Source organism: Streptosporangium sp. NBC_01755 (assembly GCF_035917995.1).
Classification (GTDB): Bacteria; Actinomycetota; Actinomycetes; order Streptosporangiales; family Streptosporangiaceae; genus Streptosporangium.
In genome coordinates this window covers 7,440,381-7,465,676 of record NZ_CP109131.1, presented here as the reverse complement: position 1 = coordinate 7,465,676, position 25,296 = coordinate 7,440,381, and the positions used below count along the sequence as shown (strand labels likewise).

The 25,296-nt window shown below is 68.9% G+C and carries 28 protein-coding genes and 3 pseudogenes; 19 read left to right on the top strand and 12 right to left on the bottom strand.

The window, feature by feature from the left end; all coding sequences use genetic code 11:
* Nucleotides 1-150: 150 nt before the first annotated feature.
* Nucleotides 151-777, bottom strand: a complete 627-nt coding sequence (locus tag OG884_RS34295; RefSeq protein WP_326639802.1) for an Nramp family divalent metal transporter — start codon at nucleotides 775-777, stop codon at nucleotides 151-153.
* A 245-nt stretch (nucleotides 778-1,022) separates the two neighbouring features.
* Between OG884_RS34295 and OG884_RS34290 the strand changes: the two genes are divergently transcribed.
* Nucleotides 1,023-1,646, top strand: coding sequence for an alcohol dehydrogenase catalytic domain-containing protein (locus tag OG884_RS34290; protein ID WP_326639800.1), 624 nt, complete (start codon nucleotides 1,023-1,025; stop codon nucleotides 1,644-1,646).
* Nucleotides 1,647-1,783: 137 nt separating this feature from the next.
* Nucleotides 1,784-2,233 carry a cupin domain-containing protein gene (locus tag OG884_RS34285; RefSeq protein WP_326639798.1) on the top strand — a complete coding sequence of 150 codons (450 nt, stop codon included), beginning with the start codon at nucleotides 1,784-1,786 and terminating at the stop codon, nucleotides 2,231-2,233.
* 156 nt (nucleotides 2,234-2,389) lie between these two features.
* Here the strand turns inward: OG884_RS34285 and OG884_RS34280 are convergent, their stop codons facing one another.
* The 4 genes from OG884_RS34280 to OG884_RS34265 form a co-directional block, all read right to left on the bottom strand.
* Entirely contained in the window at nucleotides 2,390-2,746 is a 357-nt protein-coding gene (locus tag OG884_RS34280; RefSeq protein WP_326639796.1) for a hypothetical protein, read from the bottom strand.
* A 144-nt stretch (nucleotides 2,747-2,890) separates the two neighbouring features.
* Complete coding sequence (crcB, locus tag OG884_RS34275) at nucleotides 2,891-3,265, bottom strand: fluoride efflux transporter CrcB (RefSeq protein WP_326639794.1); 375 nt, start codon at nucleotides 3,263-3,265, stop codon at nucleotides 2,891-2,893.
* A complete protein-coding gene (locus OG884_RS34270) occupies nucleotides 3,262-3,603 on the bottom strand; it encodes a DUF190 domain-containing protein (protein ID WP_326639792.1) in 342 nt (113 codons plus the stop codon). Before OG884_RS34270 ends, crcB begins: the two co-directional genes overlap by 4 nt.
* Nucleotides 3,600-4,094 carry a fluoride efflux transporter FluC gene (locus tag OG884_RS34265; protein ID WP_326639790.1) on the bottom strand — a complete coding sequence of 165 codons (495 nt, stop codon included), beginning with the start codon at nucleotides 4,092-4,094 and terminating at the stop codon, nucleotides 3,600-3,602. The genes OG884_RS34270 and OG884_RS34265 overlap by 4 nt, the downstream gene beginning before the upstream one ends.
* Nucleotides 4,095-4,367: 273 nt before the next feature.
* Here OG884_RS34265 and OG884_RS34260 point away from each other — a divergent pair, with 273 nt between their 5' ends.
* Complete coding sequence (locus OG884_RS34260) at nucleotides 4,368-5,276, top strand: DMT family transporter (RefSeq protein ID WP_326647088.1); 909 nt, start codon at nucleotides 4,368-4,370, stop codon at nucleotides 5,274-5,276.
* Between the two features lie 392 nt (nucleotides 5,277-5,668).
* A complete protein-coding gene (locus OG884_RS34255) occupies nucleotides 5,669-6,487 on the top strand; it encodes a putative protein N(5)-glutamine methyltransferase (RefSeq protein ID WP_326639789.1) in 819 nt (272 codons plus the stop codon).
* A gap of 111 nt (nucleotides 6,488-6,598) precedes the next feature.
* Here the strand turns inward: OG884_RS34255 and OG884_RS34250 are convergent, their stop codons facing one another.
* Nucleotides 6,599-7,792: a cytochrome P450 family protein gene (locus OG884_RS34250; RefSeq protein WP_326639788.1), complete on the bottom strand. Its 1,194-nt coding sequence runs from the start codon at nucleotides 7,790-7,792 to the stop codon at nucleotides 6,599-6,601.
* Nucleotides 7,793-7,895: 103 nt separating this feature from the next.
* Between OG884_RS34250 and OG884_RS34245 the strand changes: the two are divergent.
* Nucleotides 7,896-8,168: pseudogene (locus OG884_RS34245) on the top strand (helix-turn-helix domain-containing protein); the annotation flags it as partial.
* Nucleotides 8,169-8,315: 147 nt separating this feature from the next.
* On the opposite strand, the gene OG884_RS34240 reads toward OG884_RS34245, so the two are convergent.
* Entirely contained in the window at nucleotides 8,316-8,975 is a 660-nt protein-coding gene (locus OG884_RS34240; RefSeq protein WP_326639787.1) for a TetR/AcrR family transcriptional regulator, read from the bottom strand.
* A 172-nt stretch (nucleotides 8,976-9,147) separates the two neighbouring features.
* Here OG884_RS34240 and OG884_RS34235 point away from each other — a divergent pair, with 172 nt between their 5' ends.
* Nucleotides 9,148-9,678: a hemerythrin domain-containing protein gene (locus tag OG884_RS34235; protein ID WP_326639786.1), complete on the top strand. Its 531-nt coding sequence runs from the start codon at nucleotides 9,148-9,150 to the stop codon at nucleotides 9,676-9,678.
* Here the strand turns inward: OG884_RS34235 and OG884_RS34230 are convergent.
* Both OG884_RS34230 and OG884_RS34225 read right to left on the bottom strand, forming a co-directional pair.
* On the bottom strand, nucleotides 9,669-10,094 hold the full coding sequence (locus tag OG884_RS34230; protein ID WP_326639784.1) for a nucleoside deaminase: 426 nt from the start codon (nucleotides 10,092-10,094) through the stop codon (nucleotides 9,669-9,671). The two genes, OG884_RS34235 and OG884_RS34230, sit on opposite strands and share 10 nt — an antisense overlap.
* Nucleotides 10,095-10,096: 2 nt before the next feature.
* Nucleotides 10,097-10,960 carry a TIGR03619 family F420-dependent LLM class oxidoreductase gene (locus OG884_RS34225; RefSeq protein ID WP_326639782.1) on the bottom strand — a complete coding sequence of 288 codons (864 nt, stop codon included), beginning with the start codon at nucleotides 10,958-10,960 and terminating at the stop codon, nucleotides 10,097-10,099.
* A gap of 93 nt (nucleotides 10,961-11,053) precedes the next feature.
* On the opposite strand from OG884_RS34225, the gene OG884_RS34220 reads away from it, so the two are divergent.
* The gene (locus OG884_RS34220) at nucleotides 11,054-11,500 is read left to right on the top strand and encodes an Lrp/AsnC family transcriptional regulator (RefSeq protein WP_326639780.1); all 447 of its coding nucleotides are present in this window, start codon (nucleotides 11,054-11,056) and stop codon (nucleotides 11,498-11,500) included.
* Between the two features lie 743 nt (nucleotides 11,501-12,243).
* Here the strand turns inward: OG884_RS34220 and OG884_RS34215 are convergent.
* Nucleotides 12,244-13,458 carry a hypothetical protein gene (locus tag OG884_RS34215; protein WP_326639779.1) on the bottom strand — a complete coding sequence of 405 codons (1,215 nt, stop codon included), beginning with the start codon at nucleotides 13,456-13,458 and terminating at the stop codon, nucleotides 12,244-12,246.
* Between the two features lie 593 nt (nucleotides 13,459-14,051).
* Between OG884_RS34215 and OG884_RS34210 the strand changes: the two are divergent.
* A pseudogene (locus OG884_RS34210) lies at nucleotides 14,052-14,296 on the top strand (IS982 family transposase); the annotation flags it as partial.
* Nucleotides 14,297-14,369: 73 nt separating this feature from the next.
* On the opposite strand, the gene OG884_RS34205 reads toward OG884_RS34210, so the two are convergent.
* Both OG884_RS34205 and OG884_RS37745 read right to left on the bottom strand, forming a co-directional pair.
* Entirely contained in the window at nucleotides 14,370-14,573 is a 204-nt protein-coding gene (locus OG884_RS34205) for a DUF6183 family protein (protein ID WP_326639776.1), read from the bottom strand.
* 67 nt (nucleotides 14,574-14,640) lie between these two features.
* Nucleotides 14,641-14,940, bottom strand: a pseudogene (locus tag OG884_RS37745) (DUF6183 family protein); the annotation flags it as partial.
* A 190-nt stretch (nucleotides 14,941-15,130) separates the two neighbouring features.
* On the opposite strand from OG884_RS37745, the gene OG884_RS34195 reads away from it, so the two are divergent.
* From OG884_RS34195 to OG884_RS34145, 11 genes are all read left to right on the top strand, one after another.
* Nucleotides 15,131-15,385: a hypothetical protein gene (locus OG884_RS34195; RefSeq protein ID WP_326639773.1), complete on the top strand. Its 255-nt coding sequence runs from the start codon at nucleotides 15,131-15,133 to the stop codon at nucleotides 15,383-15,385.
* Entirely contained in the window at nucleotides 15,385-15,741 is a 357-nt protein-coding gene (locus OG884_RS34190; RefSeq protein WP_326639771.1) for a hypothetical protein, read from the top strand. Before OG884_RS34195 ends, OG884_RS34190 begins: the two co-directional genes overlap by 1 nt.
* 556 nt (nucleotides 15,742-16,297) lie before the next feature.
* Nucleotides 16,298-16,906 (top strand): hypothetical protein, encoded by a 609-nt coding sequence (locus OG884_RS34185; RefSeq protein WP_326639770.1) that lies wholly within the window; start codon nucleotides 16,298-16,300, stop codon nucleotides 16,904-16,906.
* Between the two features lie 226 nt (nucleotides 16,907-17,132).
* On the top strand, nucleotides 17,133-18,278 hold the full coding sequence (locus OG884_RS34180) for a four-carbon acid sugar kinase family protein (RefSeq protein WP_326639768.1): 1,146 nt from the start codon (nucleotides 17,133-17,135) through the stop codon (nucleotides 18,276-18,278).
* A 30-nt stretch (nucleotides 18,279-18,308) separates the two neighbouring features.
* Nucleotides 18,309-18,908, top strand: coding sequence for an isochorismatase family protein (locus OG884_RS34175; protein ID WP_326639766.1), 600 nt, complete (start codon nucleotides 18,309-18,311; stop codon nucleotides 18,906-18,908).
* A 23-nt stretch (nucleotides 18,909-18,931) separates the two neighbouring features.
* Nucleotides 18,932-19,822, top strand: a complete 891-nt coding sequence (locus OG884_RS34170) for a polysaccharide deacetylase family protein (protein WP_326639764.1) — start codon at nucleotides 18,932-18,934, stop codon at nucleotides 19,820-19,822.
* Between the two features lies 1 nt (nucleotide 19,823).
* Nucleotides 19,824-20,744, top strand: coding sequence for a hypothetical protein (locus tag OG884_RS34165; RefSeq protein ID WP_326639763.1), 921 nt, complete (start codon nucleotides 19,824-19,826; stop codon nucleotides 20,742-20,744).
* Nucleotides 20,741-21,661, top strand: a complete 921-nt coding sequence (locus OG884_RS34160; protein WP_326639762.1) for a hypothetical protein — start codon at nucleotides 20,741-20,743, stop codon at nucleotides 21,659-21,661. Before OG884_RS34165 ends, OG884_RS34160 begins: the two co-directional genes overlap by 4 nt.
* 2 nt (nucleotides 21,662-21,663) lie before the next feature.
* Nucleotides 21,664-23,328, top strand: coding sequence for an ABC transporter substrate-binding protein (locus OG884_RS34155; RefSeq protein WP_326639761.1), 1,665 nt, complete (start codon nucleotides 21,664-21,666; stop codon nucleotides 23,326-23,328).
* 53 nt (nucleotides 23,329-23,381) lie between these two features.
* Nucleotides 23,382-24,389: an ABC transporter permease gene (locus OG884_RS34150; RefSeq protein WP_326639760.1), complete on the top strand. Its 1,008-nt coding sequence runs from the start codon at nucleotides 23,382-23,384 to the stop codon at nucleotides 24,387-24,389.
* Complete coding sequence (locus tag OG884_RS34145; RefSeq protein WP_326639759.1) at nucleotides 24,362-25,294, top strand: ABC transporter permease; 933 nt, start codon at nucleotides 24,362-24,364, stop codon at nucleotides 25,292-25,294. Before OG884_RS34150 ends, OG884_RS34145 begins: the two co-directional genes overlap by 28 nt.
* Nucleotides 25,295-25,296: the final 2 nt, after the last annotated feature.

Here is a 25,296-nt window from a genome sequence, read left to right as displayed (position 1 = left end):
CGTTTCGTTGGGGCTGCGGAATGTTCTTGTACGTACGGTCGCGCATGCGAGCTCATCCTTTGTATCGGCATGATGGATAAATGACGCGGGTGACTGACATAGGGGCGACCGGCAGCGACCTCCGTGCTGTTTCGGGAGTGAACGGGGGCTTCAGAAAAGGAGCGTGAACGGCAGGCAGACGCCGAGCGCGGCCACAATCGCGCCCGTCACCCCGGCGACCCGCGTGGTGAGCGGGGCGTTGACGAGCGGGCCCATCAACGCCCGGTCCCGGCAGAACCAGACGAGGAGAAACAACGCCACCGGTACCCCCAGCGAGATCACCACCTGGCTCGCGATCAGCAAGCCGGTGAGGGGCACGCCGATGCTCAACGCCAGCACGGACGGCGCCATCGTCACGACCCTGCGCACGTGGGGGGACACCCGCCAGCCGAGGAATCCGTGCATGACCACATCCCCCGCCAACGTGCCGACCCCGGCCGACGAGATCCCGGAAGACAGTAGTGCCACGGCGAACGCCAGGGCGGCGAAGCCGCCGACCCGGCCGGCCAGCTCGGAGTGTGCGTCGATAAGGTCGCCGGTCCACGTCCCGCCCGTCGCGACACCGAACCCGGCACCCAGAGCGATCATCGACACGTTGACGCCGGTGGCGATGCCCAGGGCGAGCACGCAGTCGAGGCGCAGTGCGCGACGTACGAGCCCGGGCTGCCTGCGGACGGCATCGGCCGACATCCCGCGGCCCTGGACCAGCGCGGAGTGCAGATAGACCGCATGCGGCATGAACGAGCCAGGCGAGCAGCGTTGGAATCGGCCGGCGTCCATTGTTCGTCGCGGGAGAGAGGCAGGATCTCCCCGCTAATTACGTCGGAGTACGCGTGGGCGGCCAGCGAGCGAGTACGTTTATGTTGATTTATGTTGATTTATGTCAAAACTGGGCGCATGACGGGGGCGGTGCGTGTAGTGCGGCCGCCGGTCGCCGGATGAGAGACGGGGGTACGGATGAGCACTGGCACTGGGCAGCCGATATGAAGGCCGTCGTCTTCGCCGGCACCCGCTCGGTCGCGGTCGAGGACGTCCCCGACGCGGTGCTCGAGGAACCCGAAGACGTCGTCGTCCGGATCAGCTCGAGCGCGATCTGTGGGACCGACCTGCACATGTACGACGGGCGCACGGGAGCCACGCCCGGCCTGATCCTGGGGCACGAGCCTCTCGGCGTCATCGAGCAGGCCGGTTCCGCGGTCGAGATGGTCAAACCCGGGGACCGGGTGGTGATCCCGACCCACGTGTACTGCGGAGTGTGCGTCAACTGCGCTCGGGGACTGTCGGCCGCCTGCCTGCGGGTGCGCCCGGGCGGCTTCGGCGCGGCGTACGGTTACGCGGGCATGGGGCCTTACCGCGGCGCGCAGGCCGAGCTGCCGAGGGTGCCCTTCGCCGACGCCAACTGCATCCCGGTGCCCGGGGAACCGGGCGACGATCGTGAAGACGATCTGGTGTTGCTGGCCGACGCATTCGTGACCGGATGGCATGCGACCGAGTTGGCGCAGGTGACCGCGGGCGCGACGGTCGCGGTGTTCGGCGCCGGGAGCATCTTGTTCCGGGCCTTCGACCAGCGCGTCGACGGAGTCATCAAGGCCGTCCTGCGGCCGTGACAGCCGGCGCATCGGGGGTGGACGGTGATGGTGGAGCCGGGGCGGGAGGTGATCCCGCAGGCGGTGCCGAGCCCGCTGACGAGGGCGGCACTCTCCCTCATGGGTGATCGCTTCTTGGCGCTAGAGAAAGGGCAATCATGAGTGACATTCCCCGCAGCAAGCAGGTCAGGGTCGTCCACCGCGAAGCCCTCGACAGAAACACGACGCAGACTCCTGGACTGATCCGCGAAGTGGCCTTCGATGCCCGGAACCCGGACGCAGCACATCTTTCGGCGTTCCTGAGCACGGTCAAACCCGGCGCGGCAACCGGAGCGCACCATCACGGGGAGCAGGAAACCGTCCTGTACGTCATCAGCGGCACGGCCCGGTACCGGTGGGAGGACCGGCTGGAGAACGTGGCGGAAGCGGGACGCGGTGACTTCGTGTTCGTCACCGCCCATGTCATTCACCAGGAGATCAATGCCTCCGCCGAGTACGAGACGGTCTGGACAGTTGTGCGGTCCGGCGTGGACCCGATCGTTGTCAACCTCCCTGAGCTCGACGAATACATCGAGGCGCCGGCGGTCGAGTACACCGTCCCGGAATAGACCACTGAGGACGGCTCGAATGACAACAATCCCTCGCATCCACCGACATCATCTCCGCGCGCAACAATCCGCGCCGTACCGCCCTGCCGGGAGGTGCCGGGTGCCGGGAGGGCCTCACTCACCGGGGTGGCCAGGCGCAGCCCCGGCAGCCGCGGATCAGTCCGGTAGGTCCAGGCTGTCGCGCAGCTTGGTCGGCTTGAGGAAGAGCACCGCGACGACGCCCACCGCGGCGATCGCGGCGGAGATCAGGAAGATGTGCCCGGTGGCGTCGCCGTACGCCGCGCGCACGACGGTCCTCGCGGCTTCGGGCAGCGCCTCAAGGTTGAGGGTGCTGCCTCCGGAGCCGGATGGCCGGGTGCCCGCCTTCGCGAAGCCCTCGGCGATACCGGTGGCCACCCGGTTGGCCAGGACCGCGCCCAGCACCGAGACTCCGATGGTGCCGCCCAGCGAGCGGAAGAAGGTGATGGCCCCGCTGGCGGCGCCCAGCTCCCGCAGCGGGACGACGTGGCCCAACCCTTCGACAGGGAGTGAGCCACGTCCACCCGCCACCGGTTCTGGCGCCGCTCTCGAAGACCCGGCCGTCGATGGGGCCACCCGCACGAAGTTTCCCGGCTCTTCACGCGAGAGGCTCGCCCAGGCGATCTTCGCGCGAGAGGCTCACCCGAAGATCGCCTGGGCGAGGGTGAGACCGGCGAACACGGCTCCCAGGCCTGCGACGATCGAGGCGACGACGTTGGCGACGGCGAGGAGCATCGCGCCGGCCTCGGCCAGCCGCAGCGTCTCGTAGGAGAACGTCGAGTACGTGGTCAGCGCCCCGCAGAAGCCGGTACCCAGCAGCAACTGCACGCCGGTGCCCGCCGCCCCGGACAGCACGGCCCCGGTCAGGATGCCCAGGATCAGCGAACCGGCCACGTTGACCGCGAAGGTGCCCCAGGGGAAGACCGTGTCGTGGCGTGCCTGCACGGCCCGGTCGGTCAGATAGCGCAACGGCGCGCCGACCGCGCCGCCGAGCAGCACCAGCAGCCAGTTCACTTCGCCCGCCCGCGGTGGGGGCGAACGACCTCGACCTCGTCCAGAACGGCCAGGCTCTCGGTGAGCAGGTCGTCCAGCCGGGGCAGGAAGGCGCGGATCCGCTCCTCGGTATCGATGATCACGATGCTCACCGGCAGGTCGTCGGTCATCGACAGCAACCGGGTGGTGTGCACGATCGAGCCGGCTCCGAAACCCTCCACACCGTGGAAGACCGATGCCCCGGCCAGCCCGGCGGCATGGGCGCGATGCACGATCTCGCTGTACAGGGGGCGGTGATGCCAGGTGTCGGTGTCGTCGACGAAGATCGTCAACCGCAGCGCCCGTTCAGGCGGGATCATCGTGCTCTCCTCGCTGCCCTCACCAGGAGCCGGCGGGTGGTCCACGCGCCGGTGACCACCGCGGCCAGGGCCGCCAGGACCGTCGCCGCCAGGTAGCCGAGCGCCAGGCCGGTCCTGCCGCCGGAGACCAGGCGCTCGATGTCCAGGCAGTAGGTGGAGAAGGTGGTGAACCCGCCCAGCACTCCGGTGGCGAGGAACGGCCGCACCCAGGCCGGTGCCGTCCACACCTCGGTCAGCGCCACCAGCAGGACCCCGATCAGCAGGCAGCCCGCCACGTTGACGCAGAACGTGGTCCACGGGAAGGAGCCGGCCGCGGTCGGCCACAGCAGGGCGGCGCCGTAACGGGCGCCCGCGCCGATCGCACCGCCGGCGGCGATCGCCGCCAGGACACCGTGGTGCGAACGGCTCGGCTCGGGGGAATCGACGCCGGGGTCAACGCCGGGGTCGACGGGCTCGGTCACTGTCTCGAACCTCGTCTGTTTCGAGCGCATGCCTCTCCCTACGCGTGGTGGCTGCCCGGCGTGACCGCGGACACGACCTGTCACGAGTAGGGACCGTTGGCGGCGACGGGGTGCCGCGTTTCCGGGGCGGGCAAGCCGCACCGGCGCGGATCCCCGGCCCTTCCCAGGCTAGCGCGATCACGTCACGATCACCGTCATCGCCGCTCAGGGCGCCGCACGGCAGGACCGTCCAGCCGCCGAAGGTACCCGATAACGTGCATTAAATCCCATAGGTCACAATGATCGCCGGAGGTGGTGACGGTGATGCGGCGAGGGGTGGCGGCGACCCTGGTTTCGGCGGCGGCGTTCGGGCTCATGCCCGTCTTCGCCTCCTTCGCGTACGGCACGGGGATGTCGGTGACGACGCTCCTCATGCTGAGGTTCGCGATCGCGGCGGCGGTGTTCCTCGGATGGCTGGGAGTGCGCTGCAGGCTCGGGCGGCTGACCGGACGGCAGTGGGCGACCCTCGCACTGCTGGGCGGCGGCATGTACGCGGCCCAGTCGCTGCTGTACTTCACAGCGGTCCAGCGCATCTCACCGGCTCTCGCCGTGCTGCTGCTGTACCTGTATCCGGCGCTCGTGTCGATCCTGTCGGCGATGGTGGAGCGCACCCGCATGAGCTGGACCGTCGCCGGGCCGATCCTGGTTTCACTGGCCGGGCTGACCCTGGTGGTGGGCCGCCTGGACACCGGCCTCGACGTTCCCGGCCTGCTCGCGGCGGCCGGGGCCGCCGTGGCCTACGCCCTCTACATCATCGTGGGCAGCCGGGTCTCCGCCTCGCTGTCTCCCGCGGTCACCACGGCCTACCTGTCGATGTTCGCCACGGGCTCGTTCGCGCTGCTCGGGCTGGCATCCGGCGGGCTGGACCTCGGCTTCGCGCCGGCGGGCTGGGTCTGGGTGACGGCGGTGGCGCTGGTGTCGACGGTGCTCGCGATCGCCCTGTTCTTCGTCGGGGCCACGACGCTCGGCCCGGTGCGCGCGTCGATCCTCAGCATGCTGGAGCCCGTCGTGACGGTGCTCGCCACCTGGCTGCTGCTGGGCGGGACCCTGACCTGGCAGCAGCTCTCGGGGGGCGCGGTGGTGCTGGCCGGCGCCCTCTGGGGCATCCTGGCGAGCTCGGCCCGCGGCACCTCCCCTGCCACGGAGGAGACCGCCGTGCCGGCATCCTCCTGACCTCGCACCAACCCCCGTACCACCCCTGTGCGTCCCGAGCACCGGCGCCCACGGCGAGGTCCGCGCCTCCCCGCAACTCGCGGCTGTGGCCACGCCGGCCGAGGCAGCCCGCGGGCGAGGTCCTGACGTGGTCGGTGGTCCGGCGTCTCGCCGGAATCGGTCGTCGCGGCGACACGCGGGCGTCGGGATCCGCGCCCCCGCTGTTCCGGCTCAACATAATGTGTTTGCGTCGCGGTCCGGCTCGGATAATGTTGCCCTCTCCAGCAATGGACCTATCGAGGAGGTGAGACCCATTACCGCTGTGTCAGGTCGGGTGCTCTCATCTCACGACCGTGCGGTTCACCGGGCATAGGTGACCGGGAGAGCACCCTTCGGCATCCCGAAAGGCTCTCGTGTCGTTTTCCCTGTCCCCTTGCCATCGCTCCGTCATCGTCACCAGGCTCCGGGCCGCCGGTTGCGTGTTCGCCGAGGACGAGGCGCACCTGCTCCTCTCCACGGCACGGACTCCGTCCGATCTCGCCGCCATGGTGGACCGCCGAGTCGCCGGCCTGCCCCTCGAACACGTCCTCGGCTGGGCGGAGTTCTGCGGACTGCGGATAGCCGTGGACCCCGGAGTCTTCGTCCCCCGACGGCGTACCGAGTTCCTCGTCCACCAGGCCGTCGCCGTCCGAGAGCGCCAGGCCCTCATCCGGCCGCAGGTCGTCGTCGACCTGTGCTGCGGCTCGGGCGCGGTGGGCGCCGCGCTGGCCGCGGCCCTGGAGCGGGTCGAGTTGCACGCCGTCGACATCGACCCCGCCGCGGTGCGGTGCGCCCGCCGCAATGTCGCCGCCGACGGTCAGGTGTACGCAGGTGACCTCTACGAGCCGCTGCCCGGCACGCTGCGGGGGCGTGTCGACCTCCTGGTCGCCAGCGCGCCCTACGTACCCACCGAGGCGATCGGGCTGCTGCCCGCCGAAGCCCGCGTCCACGAACCGCGGGTGGCGCTCGACGGTGGCGAAGACGGCCTTGACGTCGTGCGGCGCCTGGCCGCCGCGGCGCCGCTGTGGCTGGCGCCGGGCGGCCACCTGCTGGTCGAGACGGGCGAGCGTCAGGCGCCGCTGACCGTCGAGGCCTTCACCCGCAACGGGCTGATCCCGCGTGTGGCCGGTTCCGACGAGCTGGACGCCACGGTCATCGTCGGCACCGGGCTCACCCCCCGTCCCCTGAGCTGATGACCTGGGCGAGGTCGGTACCCGCGCCGTTCGGATACCGACCTCCGCTTGACACGTCCCCTCAACGGTTGAGCGTGCCGGAACGCGGGAGGATCGGGCCGGGTCCGGCCATCAGAGGAGCACGGGCAGTGACGCCAGACGCCAGGTGCCGGGGTCTGGGGCACGTCCCGCGTCCTGTGGCGAGGCGGCGAGAACCAGGTCCGGGAAGCGGCGCAGCAGTGCCGCGAGCGCGACCTCCGTCTGTACGCGGGCCAGCGAGGCTCCCAGGCAGAAGTGTGGCCCGTGGGAGAACCCGAGATGTCCGGGCGATGCCGCGGCCCGGCCGACGTCGAGCCGGTCGGGGTCGGCGAACGCGCGCGGGTCGCGGTTGGCGGCGGCGATCGCGGCGGTGACGGGTTCGCCCTTGCGCACCAGCGTGCCGCAGAGCTCGACGTCCTGGCGCGCGTAGCGGGGTATCGACAGCAGCGTCGGACCGCACCAGCGAGTCAGCTCCTCGACGGCGCGTGGCATGAGGGTGGGATCCTCGCGCAGCACGGCGAGCTGGTCGGGGTGGGAGAGCAGGACGTCCACGGCGTTGGCGATGAGGTTGGTGGGCGTCTGCCCCGCGAGGACGAGATGCCAGACCAGGGTGACCAGTTCGGTGTCACCGAGCTTGTCCCCGTCTTCCGCCTGGGCGCGGATGAGGTCTGAGAGCAGGTCGTCACCGGCCTCGTCGCGCCGGCGCGCGACCGCCGCCTTGGCACCTCGCATGATGCCGGGTATGGCCTCGGCGAAGCTCTGGCCCGCGCCCGTGACGACGGTGACACCGTACTCGCGCCACTGCGGGCGGTCGGTCTCGGGAATGCCGACCAGCTCGCAGATGACGTCCATCGGCAGTGGTCTCGCGAAGTGCCGCAGCAGGTCCACCGGGCCGTGCTCGGCGTGGGCCTGCAGGCCGTCGAGCAGGTTCTCGACGATCGGCTCGATCCGCGGCCGGAACTCGGCGGCGCGGCGCGCGCTGAACGCGGGCGAGACCAGCCTGCGCAGCCGTGTGTGCTCCGGCCCGTCCATCTCGCTCATGGTCCGCATGTAGGGCAGGCAGTCCTCGGGCACGTCGGGCCGCATGAAACTGGCGGCGTTGATCTCGAACCGCGGATCACCCAGCATCGCCCTGGCGTCCTCGTACCGGGTGAGGGCCAGCATCGGGCCGAAACCGGGCGCCACCAGCCGCGCCAGCGGCGAGCGCTCCCTGGCGCGCCCGTAGGCGGTGAAGGGGTCGCGTAGCACCTCACCGTCGGCGAGGTGGATCTCGGGGATGTCGATCATGGATCCTCCGGAACTTCAAATGATATAAACAGATGATCTCATCATCCGAGTGGTCACGGTATCTTGGATTGGGATGGGCGGCAACGCCGGAACCAGGGGGACGATGGGGACGAGGGGTCGGCTCAGCAGGGCTCAGCTACAGGAGCACAACCGTGCCAAGGTGCCGGCCGCGGCCAGGGACGAGTTCGCCGGGCACGGTTTCCGCGACACCAAGATCGACAGGATCGCCGAGCGCGCCGAGCTCACCCGCGGCGCCGTCTACTCCGACTTCCCCGGCAAGCGGACCCTCTACTTCACCGCCGAGCGCGCACCCGAGCCGTCGCACCTGGAGGCGGGCCCCCGCGAGGCACTCGGCGTGCTCGCCCGCGCGCTGGCACCGCCGGCCCGGCTGGCCGTCGGTCAGGTCCAGAGGTCACCGGCGAAGCATCGCGAGTAGCCGCCCGACCACCTCACCGGAAGACTTTCCTCGCAGGCCGGAGCGGCACCGGTCACCGCGGGTGTCCGTGAACCGCAGCTCCGGCGCTCACGCCGACGCCTCGATACCTGCGCTCCCGTCACGGGGCTCCGAGCTGAGCGACACGGTGACGATCTCGGGCCCGCACTCCGCACGGCCGACCAGCCGGGAGCCGACCAGCCTGCAGGCCAGCTCGACGAAGCGGTCCTGGAGCTGGGCGACCGACAGCCGGCCGTCGGGGCGGTACCAGACGGCGACCCCGTTGCACATCTCCAGAAGTGCCAGCCTGGCCACCCGCAGGTCGGTGATCTGGAACGCCCCCGTACGCACCCCCCGTTCCAGTACACGCTGGAACATGGACTCGTAGTCGTCACGCATGGCGACGATCTCCGCATGGTTGTCCCCGGTCAGCGCCCGCACCTCACGGTCGGTGACCTGGCAGGTGAGCGGGTTGACCGCCTCCGTCGCGACCTGGGCGAGCACCAGCCTGGCGAGCTGGACGGCCGGGTCCGCGCTGGGCTCCAGGGCCTCGCGCCCGGCGCGCAGGAGCTCGCCCAGGCCCGCGCGCATGATCCCTGCCAGCAGCTCCTCCTTGCCGCCCGCGTAGTGGTACAGCGTGGCCGAGTTCAGCCCGGCCGCGCGGCCGATCTCGCGGATGCCCGTGGCCGCGAAGCCCCGTTCCGCGAAGAGCCCCACCGCGGCCCGCTGGATCTGCTCGAGGTTTGACACGGCATCTCTCAATCGAACGATTGATTAGACATCGCACCCTAGCAGGGCACGCCACGAGCGGCACCGCTTGACGGCCCGCAGAAAAAATGATGCAATCCCGCCTCAGCGTCGCAGTGCACCCGGCAAGAAGACCGCCGAGGGCATGGAGGCGCCGAAATCATGGGACGACACCATGGAAACCATCGAACCGGACGGCCGCCTCACGGCGTTCGGCAACCAGCTGATCGAAGTTCATCTCTGGCTCCGCGAGGAGCTGTCCAGGCTCCGCGAGGACGTCGACTCCGCCGTCGAAGGCCGCGGCGGGCGTCCACGGGAGCTGCGGGCACACTGCCTGGCGTTCTGCTCCGCGCTGAGCCTGCATCACACCGGTGAGGACGGCGGGGTGTTCCCCGCCCTGGCAGAGCGGTTCCCCGAGCTGCGCCCCGTGCTCGAAGAGCTGGAGCACGACCACCACGTGGTGACCGAGATCCTGCTCAGACTCCAGGAACTGCTCGGTGGCCTGGGAGCGGAGGCGATTCCGGATCCGGACGGGGCACGGCAGGTGCGAGCCGAGCTGGACGGCCTGACCGCCCTGCTTGAGTCACACTTCCGCTACGAGGAGAAGAAAATAGTCGCGGCCCTCAACGCGCTGGAGGTCCCGGGCTGGAAAGCCTCGAAGACCGACTTCTTGCTGAGGACCGCCCGCGCGGCGGATCAGAGGTAGTAGCCCTCGACCGGGAGGCGTGCCTCGTCGAACAAGGCGGGGCCCTCCTGGCGCGCGCCGGCGCCGGTCGCGGCCGGTTTGAGGCTCGCGAGCTGTTCGTTGGAGAGCGCGAACACCACACGGCCGAGTCCGGAGCGTTCGATCGCGCCCGCGCACATGGGGCAGGGCTGGCAGCTGGTGTACATGGTCGTGGCGGCCGCGGTGGCGGGGTCGAGCTCGCGGGCCGCCCACCTGGCCAGCTTGAGTTCGGGGTGGGCGGTGATGTCGGCGTCGGTGAGAACCGTGTTGCGGTCCTCGGCGAGCACGGCACCGTCCGGGCCCACCAGCAGCGACCCGAACGGCGGGTCTCCGGCCGCCCGCGCCGCGGCGGCAAGCTCGATGGCCCTGCGCAGGAGGTGTTCGTCGTCGCGCGTCATGGTTACCTCGTCTCTGAGTGATGTGTATCCGGATACCAACGGGCGGTCACGGTGGCGAGCGCCTGCCACGCCACCCGCGGGTGACGTGTCTCGTCCGGGTCGCCGTTGAACGGATCGAGCACGACGGTGTCGGAACCCAGGAGGCGCAGCTGTTCGAGGTCGTCGAGTACCTGGTCGATCGTGCCCTCCCCGGCGAGCCGCCCGGGGTCGGTGACCGGTGCCTCGGTGAGCCGCAGGGCGATCCGGGGGACCAGGGCGGGCACCGGCCGCCGGGACTCCCCGGCGATGGCCTTCAGCCGCTCCAGTGCCTCGCGCAGCCAGGGCAGGGTGACCCGCAGTGGATGCCACGCCTCGCCGAGGCGTACCGCCCGGCGCAGGCCGGTGTCACTGTTGCCGCCGACCCAGATCGGTATCCGCCCGGCGCGGTAGTCCTTGTCGTCCTCCCAGGCGGCGCGGATCGCCCGAAGGTGGTCGTCGGTCAGCGCCCCGCGCCGCTGGAACGGGACACCGAGCGCGTCGAACTCCTGCCGCGCCCAGCCGACGCCCACCCCGAGGACGAGCCGCCCTCCACTGAGTTGGTTGAGGTTGGCGGCCATGCGGGCGACGAGCAGCGGGTGCCGGTACGGCACGATGAGCACCGTGGTCCCGAGCCGGACCCGGCTGGTGATACCGGCCAGCCAGGCGAGGGTGGTGAAAGGCTCGTAGAACGGCGCCGGATACTGCTCGGCGACGTCGGGTGTTATCGCGATGTGGTCGGAGACCATGAGCAGGTCAAAGCCCAGGCCCTCCACTGTCTGCGCCCAGTCGCGCAGTACACCGGGGTCGGTTCCTGGCCCAAAATTCGGGACATTAACGCCTAATTGCACTACTTCAGACTATCCAGCCGTTATTTCCTATTGGAAGAGAGTTTTCCCGGCACAATAGTCGATATGCCGTGAATATGCCGGTACCTTTGCCGGATGACCGAGAGCCTCGACGCCACCGACTGGTCGATCCTGGTCGAGGTCCAGCGAGACGGCCGCATCCCGTTGACCGAGCTGGGGCGGCGGGTGAACCTCAGCGCCTCCGCCACGACCGAGCGGATCAGGCGCCTGGAGGCGGCGGGCGTCATCACCGGCTACCACGCCCACGTCGACCTGGCGAAGGTCGGCTTCGCCGTGCTCGCCGTGGTACGCCTGAAGTATCCGGGCAGCCGGCACCAGCCCCTGCACCGGCTGCTCGACGAGCGCTCCGAGATCCTGGAGTGCCTGCGGACCACCGGCGATGACTGCTACGTGCTGAAGATGGCCGCGACCTCCATGGCCCACCTCGAACAGCTCGTCGACGAGCTGGCCCAGTTCGGCAGCACCACCACCAACCTCGTCTACAGCCAGACCTTGCCCTACCGCGGCCTCCAGGGACCCTGAACGCGTGCGGACTCCCTCCTGCGCCCCGCGGAGCGCCGTCTGACCGCTCCTTTCCACGGCAGGACCCGCGGGACAGGCCCCATGTGATCAGTGGTCATAGGCGATCAGCGATCGGGTGACCAGAGCTCCGGTCTTGTTGTTGTGTCAGATCGCGGAGGGCATGGCGAGGATGCGTTGGGTGACCCGGGTTACGACGCCTTCGAAGGTTCGCCCCCAAGTCGGCGAGCGGCCGGATGCTGCCCAAGACGCAGATCGCGCTGGGCCTCCTCCACCCAGAACCGGGCGGCAAGCACCCGATCCCACCTCCGCTCACAGAGAGCCACCAACAAGGGATCGCTCGCTGTGACGAAGCGAGAACACGATTCCGCTTAACTTCGGAGAACCTGTCGCGGTAGCGATATCGCGTCACAGCGACGCTGGAGGCGATATCGCTACCGCGATGCAGTTGTGGGCAATTCTCCAGTCTAGATCGCAGAGCCGGTGGCGGATCTCGTTCTATCTGAGGCGGTGGTGCTTGTGGTGAAGCCAACGCACGATGCGCCACCACGCGTGGTGACAGGCACGCACTCATCTGTCAGCCGTCACCGACCGCACGATCGGCCGCCCTCGATTCCTTCGACGAATTTGACGACAGCCAGGCCCTCTATGCCCGGTGGCCGGGACGCATCGTCGACCATGTCCGTGGCTCTTCTATTGCGACCTTCTCGCTTGGACCGCAGGAACGATCAACGAGGGCAGGAGCGTTACAGGGACGAAGCGAGCGGCGGATTTACACGGCAGTCGAGAATCCGCTTGATTTCGAGGACCTTGTCGCTGGCGTCACCGGCGGCCGCGTTCCTGGTGTCGGCCGCGTTCCTGGTGTCGGCCGTGTTCCTGGTGTCGGCGGCGTTCCTGGTGTCGGCCTCGGCCTTGTTCCCGAGGGCGGCGTTGATGTTCTTGTTTCGGGCGTCGTTGTAAGCCCTGTTCCTGGCGTCCGCCTCGGCCTTCTGCCTGGCCTCAGCCTCAGCCTTGGCGTCGTTGTAAGCCTTGTTCCTGGCCTCAGCCTCGGCCTTGTTCCTGGCCTCAGCCTCAGCCTTGTTCCTGGCGTCCGCCTCGGCCTTCTGCCTGGCCTCAGCCTCAGCCTTGTTCCTGGCGTCCGCCTCGGCCTTCTGCCTGGCCTCAGCCTCGGCCTTGGCGTCGTTGTAAGCCTTGTTCCTGGCGTCCGCCTCGGCCTTCTGCCTGGCCTCAGCCTCAGCCTTGTTCCTGGCGTCCGCCTCGGCCTTCTGCCTGGCCTCAGCCTCAGCCTTGTTCCTGGCGTCCGCCTCGGCCTTCTGCCTGGCCTCAGCCTCGGCCTTGGCGTCGTTGTAAGCCTTGTTCCTGGCGTCCGCCTCGGCCTTCTGCCTGGCCTCAGCCTCAGCCTTGTTCCTGGCGTCCGCCTCGGCCTTCTGCCTGGCCTCAGCCTCGGCCTTGGCGTCGTTGTAAGCCTTGTTCCTGGCGTCCGCCTCGGCCTTCTGCCTGGCCTCAGCCTCAGCCTTGTTCCTGGCGTCCGCCTCGGCCTTCTGCCTGGCCTCAGCCTCGGCCTTGGCGTCGTTGTAAGCCTTGTTCCTGGCGTCCGCCTCGGCCTTCTGCCTGGCCTCAGCCTCAGCCTTCTGCCTGGCGATGGCGTCGGCGAGACTCTTGGAGTCGGCAGAGGTGTCCAGATGGAAGTTGACCCTCTGGTCAAGCCTCTGCGACTGCAGCGACCGCTGGAACTGGCGCTGCCAGCTCCGCTGCCGCTGGAACTGCTCCAGCAACTGATGCCGCCAGGAACGGCTGCAACCCTGGTTGCAGCAACCGTGGTTGCAGCTGAACGAAGCAACTCGGACGGCACTGGCCGTGGCTGTGGTGATGGCGGTTGCGGCGCCGAGGCCAACGACTCCGCCTGTCAACACCGTGCTGCTGGCGGCGAATGCTACGACGACGCTCTTGAGTTTGGACATTGAGTGTTCCCCTTGAAAGGATCGATTGCCCCCTGCTTCGACGTTCTCCAAATCGGCCAGAAAACGTCGCCATAACCCTTACGGATCATTCTTGCGCCACCTTGATTTCCTTGCACATCACGGAATAAACGGCGATCTCCCGCTTCTTTTGTTCAATTGCCCTCCCGTTGATGATGTTGGACTTATCCGTTAACTTACACATGTCCACGCCAAGACATAATTTCGCCAAGCTTGCGATCTTTTCAGTAAGTAGTCGAAATTACAAGCTTTTAGCCTTGAATCCGACAACTCGTATTACGCACCAAATGTTCCTTTTAGATAAGACCCATTGAGGTGAGATTTATCCGCCATAAAATATGCTTTGATGCCGCTAGCTGGCGGATTACAGACCCTGATCATCCGACTTCACAAAGGACGTTTATCTGACATATATCCGATTTAATGGACCAACGCTGGATGCGGGTACACATTCACGAGGAACGCCGCTTTTGTCCCCGCTCCGCCCCGATCGGTCTTCGTCGGCTTCCGCCACATCACGGCCACCTTCCTCGACGGTCCGTGATGGGGGTAGACGGCATGTCGGCTCAGTATTCGACAACCACTGGATCGTCGACTCCACGCCGGTGCCGTGCGGAATGTCGCGCCCGGCCGTACGGCGTTCGAGCCTGATGGGTTGGCCGCCTACAGCTACCGTGCCTCGCACTTGCGGTTCTTCCGGGGCCTGCGGCTGTATTTGGCGTGCACCCCGACCGGCATGCCGATCCTGTGGGCTCTGGCCACCCCGAAAATCGGCGAACGCGAGGTGCCGGCCGCGATTCCGCCACGCGATGCGGATCTGCCCGGTCGGAGCCCCCAGCCTCGAGGTTGCTCACACCCAGCCTCCGCCCTGACTCCTCCCTCGACTCAAAAGGTCAGTCGGTGTCGTGGGAGACCAGCAGGCTCAGCACGTTCCCGCGCGGGCTGAGCGCGCCGACCGCGAGCTTCTGGTCCGTCCAGTACGGTGTGCGCCTGGTGATCCTGAACACCAGCCACCGCCATCGGGCCGCGAGTTCGTTGACCCGGTGGACGGACGCCTCGGCGGGGGCGCGCACCAGACCCGCTATCGACCGCCACACCGCCCCCCCCCCTGCCGAGCCTCAGCGGCAGCCCCGCGAGAGGATGCCCCGACTCCCGCAGGGCGTCGGCGCACCGCACCGCCGCCGGCACCCGGGTCAGGTTGACGCGACGCACCACCAGTTCCTGCGCCAGGCAGGCGATCAGCTCCGCCCAGGTGTCCGGCTCGACGGGAACACGCCCGAACAGCGGCAGCAGGTGATGGACCGGCCGGGACTCGGCCAGCAGCGCGGCCAGGTCGCGGACCTCCCGAAGCCACCGCTCACCGACATAGTGACCACGTACCAGCTCGGCCAGCGGCCCGGCGTCGCCGGGAATCCGCGCCAGGATCAGCCCGTGCGGCCCGTCAACGATCCCGTGTGAGATCACGAAGGCTCTCCCGGCGACCTCACCCGCATACTCACCCCTCCTCGTGCCGAAAACCCGCCCTTTGCCAATCGGATACCATTACACTAAGTAATCGAGTGGTGACTAAAGCAGTGTCGTCCCGTTTGCGGGCCAGAGCGTGCCGGTCAACACGGAGGCAGAAGACAGTCGACAAAGGGATCCGGGCGTTCAGGTGACTGACGATCATGACGGTGACTGCGGAGTTGAGCAAGGGGTCCACCTCGGCCGCGTCGTGGTACGCAGCACCGGCCGGTTCAACATCACCACCCGGCACGGCCTCGTGCAGGGCATCGGCCACCGCCCCGTCCGCCCGCTCCAGCGAGCAGACGGTTACGGCTACGGCACCGCGAAGGAAACCACCATGCAGCACCGTTCCACCTTTCCTCCCGGCCCTGAAGGACCGGGTCTCCACACTGGAGGTAACTGATGAACACAGGCCGTCGCGACGTCTCCGGCCCCCTGGAGAAGCACAGCGGTTCCACAAAGGCAGCCCGCGTTCGCGCGCTGCTGGCGGTCGGCGCGATCACCGGTATGGCCCTGCTGGCGACAGGCGCCCCTGCCTCCGCCGTTTCGGTCACCACCTCCGAGGCCGGGGCGCACACGGTCACCGCACGGGCCGGCGCGGTCAGCAGGCTGCCCGCCGGCGACGATGTGTACCGCGACTGGTTCTCAAGCCACTCCAACTGCGTGGCAGCCGGCCAGGGAGGAATCGACCGAGGCCACTGGGAGCACTACACCTGCTCCGAGGGCGACTGGTTCTGGCATCTGTGGACCAACCGCTGAACTCTCCCCATCAAAACCTTCGCAAGGCAGCAGCTTCGCCGCCCTGCGAAGGTTTTGAGTATTGCCACGTGATTTGTGACGCCACCGGCTGGAACCTCGTATCTGTTGTTCACCAGCCCGACGCCTTTACAATGTAGATCAAAAGGGTCGATCCGGTCCGGCCCAGCCCACACGGGGCGAGAATTTTAGCCGACGGATTCCCGCCGGTGAGCGGGCGTGATGCAGGCGCCGGCTCTGTTGTGTGCAATGGCCCCATGGCTGCTGTACCGATATGGACTGACCTGCTCCAGAGCCGATCCGCCCTCTGCCTGGGACTCGCCCCCTCCCCCAGGTGGCTTGCGGCGTGGCGGATGCCCGACGACGTGGGCGGAGCCCGGCGGATGTGCGCGACGGTGCTGGGGGCCGCGGGCGAACGGGTGTCCGTCTACCGGATCCAGGCACCGTTCTTCACCCGGTTCGGCACCGCGGGCACCGCCCTGCTGCGTGACGTCGTCGACGGCGTGCACGAGCGGGGCTCGCTGGCGGTGCTGGACGCGAACTCGACTTCATCGGCCGGGTGGACCACCAGGTCAAGCACCGCGGCTACCGGATCGAGCTGGGCGAGATCGAGCAGACGCTGCGGGCCTGTCCCGGCGTGGACGACGCGGCGGTGGCCCTGGAGGACGACCAGCTGGTGGCCTACGTGGCCGTCCCCATGCCCGCTTTCGCATCTGCACGAGCCTCCACCTCGGGGGCCACCTCCGCCTCCGGACCCGCCTCCGGATCCACCTCCACCTCCGCCTCCGGATCCACCTCCACCTCCGCCTCCGGATCCACCTCCACCTCCGCCTCCGGATCCACCTCCACCTCCGCCTCCGGATCCACCTCCACCTCCACCTCCGCCTCCGGATCCACCTCCACCTCCGCCTCCGGATCCACCTCCGCTTCCGGACCGGTGACGGCGAAGGACGCCAGAGCATGGGCGGCCGGGCGGCTGCCCGGTTACATGGTGCCGGGGACCGTACGCGTGCTGGACGAGCTACCGCTGACGAGTGCGGGCAAGATCGACCGTCGCCGGCGGCCGACCATGAAGGCGTTCACAGCGGAGCGACCCCGCTCTCCGCCCCCGGGCCGGGCAGCACGTCGATGTCGGCGGCGCGCATGGGCCGGTCGCAAGGCTCCGTAGACCCAGGTCTTCTCCGGTCCGCGGGCATAGTCGAGCTCGGAGACGAACGTCGCACTAGGTCAGAGCAGCACTGTTCCACGCCCCGCCCCCATCAGCGAACGTGCGACATTCGTCGAATGACTGCTCGTCATCGGCGTCAATACTCTCGGGGCAGTTGTCAACGTCGAGAACGGAAACCGAGCCGATGACCCCCTCAGAGCTACCGCGTCCCCCTCGTGGACCGGCGATGGGCATCCTCGCAGAGGACCTGCAGGGCTCTGTCGCGGTCGCCTGCCGGCTGCGCCAGCGCGGGCTCGACCCGGTGATCGTGCGCGACCCCGCATCTGTCGTCTCCGATGCGGATGCCATCGTCGTCGACCTCGATCTGCACCACGCCGCAGGCGCCGCCGAGGCGCATATCCGCGAGTGGGCGGCCTGGCTCGACGACCACGGCTGCGAGCGGGTCGAGGTGAAGCTCAACGCCGAGCTGCGCGGATCTCCGGATGCGCTGATCGCCGGGATCGACGCGGGGCAGGACGAGAACGGCATCCTTCTCGTCGTCCCGGCCTATCCGACCGCCGGCCGTGTCTGCGTCGACGGCCATCTGCTCGCCCCCATGCCGGTGGGCAACGGGCTCGACGTCGACGTGCGGTCCGCGATCCGCACCGAGGACGCCGAGCTGATCGGGCTCACGGTGCTGAACCAGGGTGCCGATGCCGTCACCGCGCGCATCCTCGAGGCCTTCGCCCGCGGCATCCGGCGGTTCGTCCTCGACGGCACGGTCGAGGCGCACCTCGGCACCGCGGCGCAGGCCGCGACCCGGCTCCGCGAAGAGGGGCACGCCGTCGCGACCGCGAGCACCGGCGGCTGGCTGAGGTTCTACCCTGACCTCGGCCGCGACGGTTTCGTCGTCGTCGTCACCCCCGGCAACCACGACACCGACCGCGCGCAGCTGCGCCGGCTCGGAGCGGCCTACGGCTCCCGTGCGCTGATCACCACCGCCGCGGAAGCCGCAAGTTGGGGGGCGGATGCCGCGCACGAGGTGCTTGCCTCGCATCGGATCCTCGCGCTGCACGAGACCGACCGCGACGACCCCGACCGCTGGATCGTCGCGGAGCAGCTCGCCGGGGCGGTGCGCAGCCTGCTCGACGCCTCGGCCCGCAGCGAGAACAAGTGCCTCGGCGTGGTCGCCAGCGGTGGCCTGACGACAACGGCGCTGGTCCAGCAGCTCGGCGGCACGAGCCTGCGTGCGGGGCTCGAACTGGAGCCGCTGTGCCCGACCGCTCACATCACGGGGGGCGACTTCGACGGCCTGCGGCTGCTCTGCAAAGCCACCGGGACCGGCTCCGAGGAGACCCTGCTTCGCATGACCCGTCAGATCCTCGGGGCCTGACCCCGCTCGCATCCCATGGAAGGACATCGTGTGACCGACATCGATCCGCTGCGCACCGCGCTCATCCTTATCGACCTGCAAGGCTCGAACGCCGACCACCCCGTGCACCCGCACCCCGCAGGGGACGTCGTCGAGCGCTGCATCCGGCTGATCGACGCGACTCGGAACGCGGGCGGCCTTGTCGTGCATGTGCGCACCAGCTTCCTACCGGACGAGGGTGATTCGCTCGGCGGCAAGCTGCTCACCGATGTCGAACGCCCCGCACGCCCGGTACGGCGGCCCGGCTGGGACCGCTTCCTCCCCGGCGTCGATCCGCTGCCCACCGAGCCGGTGATCGTGAAGCGTAGCTGGAACGCGTTCCACGGCTCCGACCTCGACCTGCAGCTGCGCCGGCGCGGGGTCACCACCGTGATCATGGCGGGAATCTCCACCGGATTCGGCGTCGAGGGGACCGCCCGTGCGGCATACGACCACGCCTACAACATCGTCTTCGTTCCCGAGGCGATGTCGGCCTACGCCGCCGAGCAGCACCACCACTCGGTGCACGCCGTCTTCCCGCAGCTCGGCCGCGTCCGCAGCCTGGACCAGGTCGTCGAGGCGCTACCCCCTCAGCCCGCGACCGTGCCCTGAAGCAGATACGGAAAGAACCAGTGATGGACGAGTTCCTCAGCTACCGGCCCCTCGACCGGCGGGAGAGCCTGACCCTGCCCGACGGCAAGCGCGTCGCCGTGAACGTGGTGATGAACATCGAGCACTACGAGTACCTTCCGCCGACGAACCCGCACCGAGACTACTTCTACCGCGTTCCGGCAAAGCCGGACATCGTCGGCTACTCGTTCCGCGACTTCGGCAACCGCGTCGGCTTCTGGCGGATGCTGCCGGTGCTCGACGACTCCCCCGTGCAGGTGACCTGCTCGCTCAACTGCGAGGTGCTGCGCCTGTACCCCGACATCGCGGAGGCGATGGTCGACCGGCGGTGGAGCTTCATGAGCCACGGCACCTACAACAGCCGTCTCCTGTTCGGCGAGTCCGAGAGCTCGGAACGCGAGTTCTACGACTACACCATCTCCACCGTGCAGGAGCTCACCGGCTACCGCATGCGAGGGATGCTGGGACCGTCGTTCAGCGCCACCCCGGCCACCTACCGGCTGATGGCCGAGGCGGGGATGACCTACACGACCGACTGGTTCATCGACGACCAGCCGTTTCGGCTCGACGGGCCGAGCGGCGGGGGACTGATCGGCGTGCCCTACTCCCGCGAGGTCAACGACGCGTTGATCTTCCCCGGGTCGCCGATGTTCGGTCTGGACAGCGACTACTTCGCCGAGATCGTCCAGTCGCAGTACGAGGTGCTCGCCGCCGAGGCCCACGAACGCGACACCGCGTACGTCATGACGATCGCGCTCCACCCCCTCTACATGGGCATCCCGCACCGGATCGGCCACCTGGCGCGGATGTTCGAGCGGCTGAGCTCGCACGACGACATCTGGTGGACCACCCCGGAGCAGATCGCCGCCCACGTCGATGAGATCGGATGGTGCTGACATGCGGCTTGTGAGAGCTTTGCACGAGACCGAAGGCGGATCCCGCCTCGCCCCGAACCGCGGCTGGCCCAGCGGCGCGCGCCTGGCCGTGGTCGTGCTGATGCATCTCGACCACGTGCCCGCACTCCCCGGCTCCGCGCCCGGCCTCCCGCCCTCGAGCGTGGCGATGCGCGGCCCGTACCCGCAGATCATGGACGTGCACACCACGTCGCAGCACGAATACGGGCTGCGAGTTGGAGCGTTCCGGATCCTCGACCTCCTCGACGAGCTGGAGATCGCCCCGACGGTCGCAATCGATGCCTTCTCCGCCCGGCACCGTCCCCGCCTGGTGGAGCGCATCGCCGAGTCCGGTGCGGAGTTCGCGGCGCACGGGCTGGACGGCGCCGGCATCCTGCACGACGGGATGGGTGCCCAAGGGCAGCGCGCCCACCTCTCCGAGTCGATCGACGCCGTGGCCGAGGCCAGCGGCATCCGGCCGATCGGCTGGAGCGGCCTGGACTACGCGCAGTCCACGACGACCCTGGAGGATCTCGCCGACCTCGGCATCCGCTGGACTGCCGACTGGCCCAACGACGAGGCGCCGAACATCCTGGCCACGTCCCGCGGCGACATCGTCGACATCCCAGTGAACATCCACCTCGACGACGTGTTCTCCCACCTCAAGCGCGGCACGCCGATCCGCACGTGGGCCGACAACATCACCGCATCCGCACGGCGGCTGCTCGACGAGGACGCACCCCGCACCCGGACGCTGGTGCTGGGGCTCCACCCCTGGCTCATCGGCCAGCCGTTCCGGTTCGCGCACCTGCGCGAGACGCTGCGCACCCTGCGCGGCATGGACGCCCTGTGGTGGGCGCGCGGCACGGATGTCGTCGCGCATCTGGACGGCGAGGCACGGAACGACGAAGGAGACCGACGATGACCCTCAACCTGCTGGCCCGTGAGCTCGGGGCATCCGTGGTGGACTGCTCGGACGAGTTCTTCGGCGCGGCCGACGCCCTGCTCCTCTCCACCCCGCCGCAGCGCCCCGGCACCTACGGACTGCGTGGAGCGGATGTCGACGGGTGGGAGAGCCGCCGGCACAACCCCGACCACGACTGGGTCGTGATCCGCGCCGCCCATCCGGGCCGGATCGAGCAGGTCGAACTGGAGACCACCGGGTTCCGTTTCAACGCCCCGCGGCGCATCAGCGTCGACATCTCCGACGCCGCCGACGGCCCATGGCACGAGATCCTCGCCGACGCCGAGGTGCAGCCGAACTCCGTGAACGAGTATCCGGTCGCCGACGCCGGGCGCTCGGCCGCCTTCGTCCGGCTGCGCATCATCCCCGACGGCGGAGTCGCCCGCTTCCGCGCGCACGGCATCGTCGACGTCTCCCGCAGCCGCCCGCCGGAGGGCGTGCGCCTCTCGGATATCCGGCTCGGATGCCGCGTGCGCGCGTCGGAAGGCTCCTTCGGGGACCCGTGGTCGGTGATCTCTCACGCGATGCCGCGGAACACGCACGACGGCTGGGAGACTCCCCGGCGGTCCGACGCCGATCGGCATTTCGTCGAGCTCTCCTGGCCGGAGCCCGTCCGGCTGCGGACGCTCGAGGTCGTCGCCACGCCGTTCCGCGGCAACTGCGCGGCCCGGATCGCCGTCGAGGCGCGGGCGGACGACGCGTCCGGCTGGGCGGCACTGGGAACCTTCGAGATCGCCTCCGGGGCGACGACCGCCATCGAGCTGGCCGCCACCGACGCGCAGCAGGTCCGCGTGCGCGCCCTGCCCGACGGCGGATTCTCCCGCCTCTGGTTCTACGGCGCTCAGCTTCCCCTCACCCACACCCAAGATCAGGAGTAACGATGAAGTTCAAGAAGACCGGGGTCATCGCGGTCGCCGGCGTGACGCTCCTGACCTCGTGCTCAGGGGGAGGCGACACGTCCGACAAGGGCACCGGCGGCGGATCGACCTCCAAGGTGCTCGTGTTCGGCGCTGCGGGCGCCCCGTCTCTCTTCGACCCGTTCTACACCTCGGACGGCGAGACCGCCCGGGTGAACAACCAGATGTTCGAAGGACTGCTCAGCCTCAAGCCGGGCACGGCCGACCCCGCACCCGGCCTGGCGGTCTCATGGGAGCAGAACGAGGGCGGAAAGCAGTGGACGTTCCAGCTCCGCGAGGGCGTCAGCTTCCATGACGGCACAGCCTTCAATGCCGCCGCCGTCTGCGCGAACTTCGACCGGTGGTACCGGCAGCCCAAGATCGCGCGCACCTCGGCGGTCAGCCACACCTGGGTGAACGACTTCGGAGGCTTCGAGGGCGACAAGACTCCCTCGCTGTACGCCGGATGCGAGGCGCAGAGCGAGTCCACGGTGGTGCTGAGCCTGACCAATTCGAGCTCGAAGTTCCCCACCATCCTCGCGCACGGCACCTACGCCATGTCGAGCCCGACGGCGATGGAGAAGTACAACGCCAACGGAGTCGAGGCCAAGGGCGAGGGCTTCGCCTTCCCGGAGTACGGCCGCCTGCACCCGACCGGAACCGGCCCGTTCACCTTCGTCTCGTACGACGACTCGACCGGCACGGTCAAGCTCGCTCGCAACGACAAATACTGGGGCGACGCACCGAAGATCGCGGGCATCGAGTTCCGCACGATCCCGGATGAGACGGCGCGCCGGCAGGAGCTCGAGGCCGGCACCATCCACGCCTACGACCTGCCGGCCCCTCGCGACTGGAAGAGCCTGAAGGACGGCGGGTTCCAGGTCGTCACCCGGCCGCCGTTCAACGTCATGTACCTCGGCCTGAACGCGACCACCGTGCCCGAGCTCAAAGATCTCCGTGTCCGCCAGGCCATCGCCTGGGCGATCAACAAGCAGCAGATCGTCGACACGCTGCTGCCCGAGGGCTCCGAGACCGTGACGCAGTTCGTCCCCCGTTCCGTCGAGGGCTACGACAGCGGCGTCGAGGGGTACCCGTACAACCCGGACAAGGCGCGCGCCCTGCTCGCCGAGGCCGGCGTGCCGAACCTCAAGATCGAGCTGTGGTACCCGACCGAGGTCACTCGCCCGTACATGCCCGAGCCCAAGCGCTTCTTCGATCTGATCAAGGCCGATCTCGAGGCAGTCGGCATCCAGATCGAACCGGTCGCGAAGTCATGGGCCGGCGGCTACCTCAGCGGTCGTGAGGCGGGCCAGGCACCGGTCTACCTGCTTGGCACCACGGGGCACTACAACAGCGCCCAGAACTTCCTGGGCATCCTGTTCGGCGCCACCGACAACGCGTTCGACACCGGTCTGCTCGGCTTCGGCCAGGAGCTCGTCGACGACCTCAAGGCGGCGGACCGCGAGCCGGATCCGCAGAAGCGCGTCGACATGTACCTCGAGATCAACCGAAAGATGGCCAATGACTGGCTGCCGTCGATCCCGATCGCCAGTAGCCCCTCCGCGCTGGTGTTCGACGGCAGCGTGCGCGGCATCGTCGCCAGCCCGGTCGGTGGCGAGCGCCTGGCCACGGCTACCCTCGACAAATAGTCCCACCCGGGTGCGGGCCGCGCGCAGGCGCGCTCCGCACCGATTGGATAGACATGTTCCGGTTCATCCTCCAAAGAACGCTCCAGGCGGTCGCGACCTTCGCCGCCCTCACGGCGATCCTGTTCGTCTGGCTGCGCAGTCTCCCGGGCGGACCGCTCGATGCGCTGCTCGGCGAGAACGCCAGCCCGCAGGACCGCGCCAAGCTCGTCGAGTCGCTCGGCCTGGACGAGCCGCTGTGGACGCAGTACCTGCGCTACCTGGGGCGGTTCTGGACCGGCGACCTCGGCGTATCGACGGGCGTCTGGCGCGGCGCGCCCGTCACCGAGGTGATCCTCACGCGGGCGCCCGCCACGATCGAGCTCGCCCTGAGCGCGCTGATCGTCGGCGCCGTGCTCGGCATCGCCGCCGGCTACTGGGCGGCGAAGAGGCGCGGCGTGTTCGACGTCGCCTTCCTCAGCTTCTCCGTGCTCGGCCTCGCCGTGCCGGTCTTCTTCACCGCGTTCATCCTCAAGTACGTCTTCGCCGTCCGCGCGGGATGGCTGCCGCCGTCGGGACGGGCCGACCTGAGCGGCTCCATACCGACGACGACGGGGCTGACGCTCCTGGACTCGCTGCTCGCCGGGAGCGGGGCCGCGTTCGCCGAGAGTCTCACCTACCTCACGCTGCCGACGATCGCCCTGGCGATCATCCCCTTCGCCGTGATCTTCCGGCTGACCCGGGCGTCCGTGACCGAGACGCTCCAGCAGGACTTCATCCGCACGGCGAACTCCAAGGGCCTGCGGAACCCGACGATCGCCGGGCGCCACGTGCTGCGCAACTCGCTGCTGCCGGTGATCACGGTGATCGGGTTGCAGGCCGGCGGCCTGTTCTCCGGCGCCGTGCTCACCGAGACCGTCTTCAACTACCGCGGGCTGGGGCAGTCGATGGCGCTGGCCTTCACCACGCGCGACTACGCGGTGCTGCAGGCCCTCATCATGCTCGCCGCCGTCCTGTACCTGGTCATCAACATCGTCGTCGACATCGCCTATGCGCTGTGCGATCCGAGAGTGAGGACGCCATGACCGCCGCCCCGGCCGTTCCGCGCCACCGTGCCGCGACCGGACGACCGGGCGCGCAGACCCTGAGGCGGCTGCTCCGCCAGCCGGCGTTCCTGATCGGCGGGGCGATCACATTCGTGTTCGTCCTCGTCGCGGTCACCGCGCCGGTGCTGGCGCCGCACGACCCGGCCGCCCCGTTGCTGCTCGATCAGGTGCGCGCCCAGTCGAACCCCGTTCCGCTCCCGCAGGAGGGATTCTCGCTGGGCGGGGATCCCGCCGGTCGCGATCTGCTGTCCCGACTGATCGCCGGAGCCCGGCAGACCCTCATCGTCGGGGTGATGGCGACGCTCGGCGGTTTCGTCGGCGGCATCGCGCTCGGTCTCGTCGCGGGCGTGTTCGGCGGCAAGGTCGACACGCTCGTGATGCGGGCGGTGGACGTGATGCTGGCGATCCCGTCGCTGCTGATGGCCTTCTCGATCGCGGCCCTGTTCGCCAACCCCAACGAGTGGACCCTGATCCTCACCATCGCGATCGTGCAGGTGCCGGTCTTCGCCCGGCTCATGCGCGGATCGATGCTGGTGCAGCGCGGCACCGACCATGTGCTGGCCGCGCGGGCGCTGGGTGTGAAGCCGGGGGCCATCGTCTTCCGGCACATGGTCCCCAACGCGCTCGGGCCGGTGATCGTACAGGCGACCCTGAGCCTGGCCGTGTCCATCCTCGACGCCGCCGCCCTGTCCTTCCTCGGGCTGGGCAACCCCGACGACGGCCGGCCGGAGTGGGGGCAGATGCTGGGCGGCGCGCAGCAGTACTTCAACTCGTTCCCGCATCTCGCGATCTACCCGGCGCTGTGCATCATCGTCGTCGCCCTGGGCTTCACGCTCATGGGCGAGTCGCTGCGCGAGACCCTCGACCCCCGCACCCGGAGGTGATG

Bases quoted from the DNA above. Each gene is read 5' to 3' on its own strand.
- OG884_RS34285 (WP_326639798.1), top strand. From the start codon at position 1,784: ATGAGTGACATTCCCCGCAGCAAGCAGGTCAGGGTCGTCCACCGCGAA.
- OG884_RS34230 (WP_326639784.1), bottom strand. From the start codon at position 10,094: ATGACGCGCGACGACGAACACCTCCTGCGCAGGGCCATCGAGCTTGCC.
- OG884_RS34220 (WP_326639780.1), top strand. From the start codon at position 11,054: ATGACCGAGAGCCTCGACGCCACCGACTGGTCGATCCTGGTCGAGGTC.
- OG884_RS34155 (WP_326639761.1), top strand. From the start codon at position 21,664: ATGAAGTTCAAGAAGACCGGGGTCATCGCGGTCGCCGGCGTGACGCTC.
- OG884_RS34295 (WP_326639802.1), bottom strand. From the start codon at position 777: ATGCCGCATGCGGTCTATCTGCACTCCGCGCTGGTCCAGGGCCGCGGG.
- OG884_RS34170 (WP_326639764.1), top strand. From the start codon at position 18,932: ATGGACGAGTTCCTCAGCTACCGGCCCCTCGACCGGCGGGAGAGCCTG.
- OG884_RS34150 (WP_326639760.1), top strand. From the start codon at position 23,382: ATGTTCCGGTTCATCCTCCAAAGAACGCTCCAGGCGGTCGCGACCTTC.
- OG884_RS34250 (WP_326639788.1), bottom strand. From the start codon at position 7,792: ATGATCGACATCCCCGAGATCCACCTCGCCGACGGTGAGGTGCTACGC.
- OG884_RS34190 (WP_326639771.1), top strand. From the start codon at position 15,385: ATGAACACAGGCCGTCGCGACGTCTCCGGCCCCCTGGAGAAGCACAGC.
- OG884_RS34265 (WP_326639790.1), bottom strand. From the start codon at position 4,094: ATGCGCTCGAAACAGACGAGGTTCGAGACAGTGACCGAGCCCGTCGAC.
- OG884_RS34260 (WP_326647088.1), top strand. From the start codon at position 4,368: ATGCGGCGAGGGGTGGCGGCGACCCTGGTTTCGGCGGCGGCGTTCGGG.
- OG884_RS34160 (WP_326639762.1), top strand. From the start codon at position 20,741: ATGACCCTCAACCTGCTGGCCCGTGAGCTCGGGGCATCCGTGGTGGAC.
- OG884_RS34235 (WP_326639786.1), top strand. From the start codon at position 9,148: ATGGAAACCATCGAACCGGACGGCCGCCTCACGGCGTTCGGCAACCAG.
- OG884_RS34290 (WP_326639800.1), top strand. From the start codon at position 1,023: ATGAAGGCCGTCGTCTTCGCCGGCACCCGCTCGGTCGCGGTCGAGGAC.
- OG884_RS34165 (WP_326639763.1), top strand. From the start codon at position 19,824: ATGCGGCTTGTGAGAGCTTTGCACGAGACCGAAGGCGGATCCCGCCTC.
- OG884_RS34270 (WP_326639792.1), bottom strand. From the start codon at position 3,603: ATGATCCCGCCTGAACGGGCGCTGCGGTTGACGATCTTCGTCGACGAC.
- OG884_RS34215 (WP_326639779.1), bottom strand. From the start codon at position 13,458: ATGTCCAAACTCAAGAGCGTCGTCGTAGCATTCGCCGCCAGCAGCACG.
- OG884_RS34180 (WP_326639768.1), top strand. From the start codon at position 17,133: ATGGGCATCCTCGCAGAGGACCTGCAGGGCTCTGTCGCGGTCGCCTGC.